Origin of the sequence: Paraburkholderia sp. SIMBA_027, from assembly GCF_046535315.1 — a bacterium.
GTDB classification, from domain to species: domain Bacteria; phylum Pseudomonadota; class Gammaproteobacteria; order Burkholderiales; family Burkholderiaceae; genus Paraburkholderia; species Paraburkholderia tropica.
In genome coordinates this window covers 1-242 of record NZ_JAWRWY010001451.1, presented here as the reverse complement: position 1 = coordinate 242, position 242 = coordinate 1, and the positions used below count along the sequence as shown (strand labels likewise).

The 242-nt window shown below is 71.9% G+C and carries 1 pseudogene; it reads left to right on the top strand.

The features are described 5' to 3' along the window. A pseudogene (locus SB764_RS43995) lies at window positions 1–242 on the top strand (hypothetical protein); the annotation flags it as partial.

Sequence of the window (242 nt, the reverse complement as noted above, 5' to 3'; positions counted from 1 at the left end):
CCTGCTCGGCGCGGGCGCGTGCGTGGCCGTCGCGGGCGCCGTGCAGTCGACGCAGGGCGCGGTCGCACTGATGTCGGTGTCGCTGTTCTTCCTGTACGTGACGGGCGCGATCTACTGGGCCGACGATCCGCATGTCGACGCCGCAGATCACGCGCCCCTGCTTCTCCAGCAACCGGCGCTGCGTGTCGAGCGGCCGCTGCGACTGCGCCCAGTTCAGCTTCGCGAGCGTGCCGAGCGGCGAC